7 protein-coding genes are annotated in these 5,732 nt (G+C 43.5%); all 7 read right to left on the reverse strand.

Annotated features, from left to right (window positions below; translation table 11 throughout):
- The coding region (locus NC238_05395; GenBank protein ID MCM1565374.1) for a hypothetical protein at nt 1-891 on the reverse strand (891 nt) is incomplete at its 3' end.
- A gap of 107 nt (nt 892-998) precedes the next feature.
- Nucleotides 999-1,961, reverse strand: coding sequence for a TDT family transporter (locus NC238_05400; protein ID MCM1565375.1), 963 nt, complete (start codon nt 1,959-1,961; stop codon nt 999-1,001).
- A 200-nt stretch (nt 1,962-2,161) separates the two neighbouring features.
- A complete protein-coding gene (locus NC238_05405) occupies nt 2,162-3,295 on the reverse strand; it encodes a diguanylate cyclase (GenBank protein MCM1565376.1) in 1,134 nt (377 codons plus the stop codon).
- 152 nt (nt 3,296-3,447) lie between these two features.
- Nucleotides 3,448-3,762, reverse strand: coding sequence for a hypothetical protein (locus tag NC238_05410; GenBank protein MCM1565377.1), 315 nt, complete (start codon nt 3,760-3,762; stop codon nt 3,448-3,450).
- A gap of 63 nt (nt 3,763-3,825) precedes the next feature.
- On the reverse strand, nt 3,826-4,269 hold the full coding sequence (locus NC238_05415) for a MarR family transcriptional regulator (GenBank protein ID MCM1565378.1): 444 nt from the start codon (nt 4,267-4,269) through the stop codon (nt 3,826-3,828).
- Nucleotides 4,270-4,461: 192 nt separating this feature from the next.
- Entirely contained in the window at nt 4,462-5,259 is a 798-nt protein-coding gene (locus NC238_05420) for an EFR1 family ferrodoxin (protein MCM1565379.1), read from the reverse strand.
- A 210-nt stretch (nt 5,260-5,469) separates the two neighbouring features.
- Nucleotides 5,470-5,732 (reverse strand): DEAD/DEAH box helicase (locus NC238_05425; GenBank protein ID MCM1565380.1); only part of this gene is annotated, 263 nt, incomplete at its 5' end.

The raw sequence follows: 5,732 nt of genomic DNA on the forward strand, positions 1-5,732 counted from the left end.
CGGATAAAGCAGCTTGCCCATCCTCATGATCCTGGAAGGATAGTCGCTGTCGTTTATTTTTATAGCTTGGGTCTCGTTGGCAGAATACAAAATTATATTATTGTTTTTATCAATTTTACGTGTGGCAATTGTTGTCCCCAGGTCCATAAACAGGTGCAGAGGCAGATTTCGCAAATATGGCGGATTATCGTTTTTGTTCTTGTGGGCGTTGAACAATGCCCATATTATTAAAGGGTCCCAGTTGAATGAAACTATGGCGTAAGAAAACAGGTAAAAATCCCGCGTGTCTTCTCTAAAACCCATTTTCTCATACTCGAATGCTTCCCTTGTCATCAATTCCGCAAGAGTATCGGCAAAGTCATGATAAAACTGGGCTTTGCTGATCCTGGCCTGGGTATCGCCCTGGACGGCCACTCTCTGTAATTCTTCCGTTAATAATTTCAGGCAGTTCTTGGCCGCGCTAATTCTGGGCTGCTCAATGAAGTATTCTTCTCCTTTATCATCGAGTGTTTCAATCCCGAGTTTGTTATCAATAAGCTGGTCGATCAGCGTGAACAATTCCTGCAGTTTTAAGTTGGCCTTAAGGCCGGTATCAAGATCAAGGTACTTCGGGCTGCTTTTGGCGATATACCTGAGAGCTTCAAAATCATAGGCCCTGTATAACTTATCATCGCTGTATAATTGAAACAACAGCTCATTAAACCCTTCCTTAAGCCGGTCGGAAACAGAAATCCCCGGGAAAAGCCTGGAGTATTCCAAACTGAAATCCGGAAACTTCTGCTCCAGAATATGAGTCAGCGCCCGGGCAATATCACTGTTGGTAAGAAGACCGGCGCTTTTTGTAGCACCAGCTCCCCATAATACTACGGTCTCAGGCCATGCGTTTCTCATCTACAACACCTTTATTACAAAGATTTATTTCATCAAGGCTTCTGCTTATTACCATATTTTACCTCATTGCTCATGTTCGCACAAGAGAACCGCTTATAAAAAGCGTGTCAACAACCCCGTCCCCCTGTCACACTCTTTGACACGTTTTTATCAAGAGAAACCCTGCTCATAAAAACAATATATCTAACTAATACATAAACAACAAAAACCAGAGCCAGCAATTCTTCAAAGCGCGCAATATAACTGAAGGCAGGCACAACCACCCGCTCAGCCACAAAAAAACTTTCAACACTTTTCATCGCTATCGCGCTGATAACAAGCGGGAAAGTAAAGGCAGCGTAACTTGGATAAAACTTCAACTTGAGCATCCTTGGCATGTATAAAAGTACTGCGATCAGTGTTATTAAGGATAAAATAGTGAGCAGCCAGACAACGGCCATATTTTTTTCCGGGAATGAATTTAAATACCCGACCAGGCACAGGCCCGGAGGTGCGGCAAAAATCGTGATAGTCGGCAGCAGCGGCTCGGGCAGGGGTTTAACCACAAACGCTCTGCAGGCGACAACCGGCAGAAGGACCAGATAAGCGATAAAACCAAACCAGAACAGCACCCGGCCTGCCGCCTCGGCGCCGAACAAAGGCGCCGTTATACTGGCGGCCGCTATACCGATATACACTACAAAATAGCTTGGAAATACTTTCTCCATGTTAAAACTAAAAATAAATCTCTTAGTAAAATAGATTATAAGAATAAAGTGCGCCAGGATCCCCACAACCCATATCAAATATCCCGTCCAGTGCGACAATGGCTGAACGTAGGCGGATAAAACCATAATCCCCATGGGTAAAGCACCGGCTATACCGGCAATCGCAGGGTTTTTCATATCCTCCATGACAGCCCTTGTCGATAAAAATGTTTTTGTTACCAGAAGCACCAGGATCATGCCGGACAATAAGCCAAAAAAGATCCTTAAGCCACTGCCGTATGACGAAACTAAATTGCCCGCCGACGCCAGTCCCAGCATCAACCCTGCCGCCGGCAGAGGTAGTTCGTTTATTACCCTTTTCAATGAAGATGCCCTCAATAAAAAATTGATCCTCCTGTATCGAACCAATCATTGACGACATATTTCGACATAACAATTGGGTTTCCTTTAATATATTTTGCATCCGCATAAAGGGCCGCAATAAAACAGGAGCCATCAGTTTAATAGACTGATGGTCTAGTAATAAACGATAACTGTTTTCCGAACATTCTCAGAAAAAAGTGTCAACAACCCCGTCCCCCTGACACTCTTTTATCCTCATACATGAGATTGTCAACGTGACGTAAAAACTGCTCCATACTGCTGTAATCCGAATTAAAAATATCAGCTCCAAAGCTGCACCCAAGTTTGTATCTTTTCCCGGAACTATTGTTGTACTGCGAAAAAGACGTTTTTATTCTGTCAATTGTTTTTTCCAAATCCGCATTTGACTCACAATCCAGAATTATTATGAATTCATCCCCGCCCATACGTACAATAATATCGTTTTTCCTGATTACTTTTTTAATTATTTCGATTGAGGTTTTTATGGCCAGGTCGCCCTCAACATGACCATAACTATCGTTAATATTTTTGAGCCCGTCTATGTCAAAATAAATAATCCCAAATTTATCGTTGTCTTTCTGTTTTAATCTTTGAGTGATATAGTGATCAAAAGAGCCCCTGTTCCAGACGCCGGTTAAGGCGTCTAAGTGTACCATTCTCTGCTGTAAAAAAATATATACGATAACCAGTGAAAACGCGGTACCGCTCCACATAAGCAGGGTACCATAGAATAACGTTTGCACCACTCCTCCGATTATCGGCAATACGCTGAATATACACAGGGGCACAAATTCCTGTTTGACAATTTTTCTTCTGTTCTTAGCTATCAATATAAAGCCAATAATTATGTAAAAATATGTTATGGCCGCATTAATGTTAAAGAGCGGTCCCCGGTGATAAACATTTGAACTATCGATATAAAAAGAAAAATTGTAAACCGGAGATAACAGTGTTAATAAAACGCTTATTATAACCGGAATCAGCAAGATAAAATTGCTTTTCTTAACGGTGGATTCGTCGGACACAACCAGGTATTTTATAAAATAGTACCAATAGTATGTTAATACCGGTGCAACTGTAAATAAGCATATATGCAAAAAAACGGATATTGGAATCAACCACTGCTCCGGACGCTTATTGATAATGCATGTGGCCGTCTCAAAAAAAAGCTGGACGATAATTATCAATGATACTGTTAAGAAGACCCTGTTTAATGGATCCTGCCTGTCAAGACGATTATATGCGTTCAAAGATACCAGGCCCAGTAAAACCATGGCCATAATGTTTATGTCAATTCTCAAGTATACATCCATCGCTGCTGCTCGCTTCCAGCCTTATTTCGTAAAATTTCAAACCCAACAATGGCACTATTTTAATATCGTCAATCCTCGGGCAATCCTTAAATTTTTACATAAGAAGAGAAAGCCCCGTTGGTGGGGGCTTTCCGTTAATCCAGTTTTGTTGACTAATTGTCGTATTCGAAAAAGTCCCTGTATCTCAGCCCTTCTGTATCCAGGACTTTAAACGGAGCGTTATTATCCGCCAGGCATATCCTGGCCCCGCTCTGGGCGACAACGGCGCCGTCCTTAAAAACGTAGACTTTAATCCCGTCAACAACAACTTCTTCATACTTTTCGGGTTCGTCCGGCTTATATTCAAACACAACAGGCTCGTTGCTGTAGCCGCAGCAGCTGGCCATAGGCACCGACTCCACGGTAATGGCGTCAGACTTGGTTAGAATATAGTCCCTGGCTTCTTTTGTAATCTCTAACTTGAGCATTTCCCCGACCTCCTTGAATAGTAATTTAGCTTAAGGCTATGGATATATTCAAACAATGAATATTCAATGCAGCTCCATATTCTTATCCAGTCTTGAGCCTGCCTTGTGCAGCAGCTTCTCGAAAACCTCCGGTTCTCCGCCGGTAAAATCACCATAGATCAGTGTATCGAGCTTTTTAGAAATATCATCAAAAATCGGCTTCAGTTCAATTCCTTTACCGGTTAGTTTTATATAGGTCACCCTGCTGTCCGTGCAGCTTTTTTCCCTTTCAACATAACCATACTCCACAAGCTTATCAATTAATACGGTAACCGTTGGCTTTGACCTGTTGATCCTGTCCGCCAACTCCTTCATGGTGTATTTCTCTCCATGAAAAAGGATCACCAAAATATCACCATGGGAAGGGACTATCCCTGTAATTCCATGGTTTTCGAGTTCCCTGACGATAAACCTGTTTGCTTTTTCTCTTATTCTGCTGATTAAAGAAAGAGCGTTTCCCTTTTTCATATTTTAATTATAGTTAGACATCTAATTACTGTCAAGCAAGCATTTATTACTGGCCAAAGTATAAAGAGAAGTGTAATGGGTGAAACAATCGCTGAATTATAACCCGCATATAAATAAATGTCTGCGGGAATGTCGCCAAGCGGTGGAAGCAGGAGAACCGTCCCCATGCTTCCCCATGATTCCCCTTCCGCCTCAAAAAAAGAATTCGGGCTCCCTTCGCTTCCGGCACATTTGACTCAGACGCTCTGCCAGATCCTTGACCGTACCGGCTTTCACCGAGCGGGCGTTTACAGGACAATTCTTAATACAGGCGCAGCACAGGATGCATCTTTCCTGATCAATCAAAGCACTATTTTCTAAATCGACAGCGCCGGCCGGACACACCCGCGCACAAACCCCGCATTGGGAACACTGATCATTGACTGCTATAAAATCAAGGACCAAAGCCTTAAATTCCTTGTAAGGATAGCTGCCAGGCACGGTAATACCGGAAATTTGATCAACTGCCGGAATAGAGTGCAGTTTTTCATTTATTCTTTTTCCAAACAACTCCGCTTGATTTACATCGCCTGCATCGGGACGGTCTGCGGCAACAGGCGTTTCCGCACTGGAGAAGGAGTGTTCCCCAATAAACGCGGCACAGGCAACCGGCACGCATCCCTGCCTTGCCACGGTGTCTTTGAGTTCGAGCAGAGCATCGTCATAAGCACGGTTGCCATAAACGACAACGCATACAGCAGGCGTACCGCGGGCTTTGAGCGTACCCAGCCAGTCAATCGCAACAGCAGGAGCCCTGCCGCTGTAAACCGGCACGCCGATAACCAGCAGCTCATTTTCCGATGTCTGCAGCTGTTGTTTTCTAGCCTCCGGCTTCGTAATATCTATCTTTTCCATAGGAGATCGGTTAATGCCGCGCGCAATTCCTTCAATAATCTTTTTTGTCGTCCCTGTGGGCGAAAAATAAACGAGTTTTATTGATTGGATTTTCATCAGACGTCCTCCTTTAAAGCCGGCTTTTTAAATAATTTTATAAAATAATGTTGCGTAACAGACTGCCACACATAGCAGCAATGCGGGCATTGCATCGCCCGCGCCCATGAAGAATTGAAAGCTGAAGAATGCAAACCCCCACTCTTTAAAAGGAGAGACCTCAACAACCACTTCCTGCATTCCAAAGAAATAAACTCAAAATAACACTGGCTACCGTCTCTTGTTTCTCCTGAAATAACCAACCGGACCGGGTTTTCCGACAGGTGCTTTCTTTGCTGCAGCCTTACTATCTGCCGGTTCTGTCTCAATTAAGGGATAGGGATGATCTTCGATTACAGGTATCGACTTGGCTATGAGTTTTTGAATATCTTTCAGATACGGCTTTTCTTCCGTATCACAAAACGAAAGCGCAACTCCTCCGAGTCCGGCTCTTCCGGTACGTCCAATCCGGTGGACGTATGTTTCCGGGATAT

The organism is Dehalobacter sp. (assembly GCA_023667845.1).
Taxonomy (GTDB): domain Bacteria; phylum Bacillota; class Desulfitobacteriia; order Desulfitobacteriales; family Syntrophobotulaceae; genus Dehalobacter.